The 614-nt window shown below is 76.2% G+C and carries 1 protein-coding gene; it reads right to left on the reverse strand.

The annotated features are described in order from the left end of the window. On the reverse strand, window positions 1-614 hold a 614-nt coding region (locus tag KUM32_RS40770; RefSeq protein WP_217146714.1), incomplete at both ends, for an HAD-IA family hydrolase.

A 614-nucleotide genomic window follows, 5' to 3' on the forward strand; every position in this document is an offset into this window, starting at 1 on the left:
GCGATGTGCAGGGTGAGGCCGCCGTCCGGCAGCGCCTCGACGCGGACCTGCGTCAGGTCGCGCACGTGGGCCGTGGGCGCGTGGGCCGCCGCGCGGGGACCGACGCCGACCACGCGCATGCCCGCCGCGCGGGCCGCGGCGATGCCCACCTCGGAGTCCTCGAAGGCGACGCAGTCGGCGGGCGCGAACCCCAGCTCCGCAGCGCCCTTGAGGAACCCCTCCGGGTCGGGCTTGCTGGCGCTCACGGACTCGGCGGTGACCCGCACGCGCGGCATCGGCAGCGCGGCGGCCTCCATCCGGGCCTGGGACAGGCCGCGGTCGGCCGAGGTGACCAGGGCGTGCGGCAGCCGCGCCAGGGAGGCGAGGAACGCGGGCGCGCCCGCGATCGGCACCACGCCGTCCACGTCGGAGGTCTCCCAGGCGAGCATGCGGGCGTTGTCGGCGAGGTTCTCCTCGTGCGGGCGGTCGGGGAGGAGCACGGCCATGGTGGCCTGGCCCTGCCGCCCGTGTACGACCTTGATCACGCTGTCGCCGTCGAGGCCGTGCTCCGCGGCCCAGCGCCGCCAACAGCGCTCCACGACGGCGTCGGAATTGACGAGCGTCCCGTCCATGTC

The organism is Streptomyces sp. AC627_RSS907, assembly GCF_019049165.1.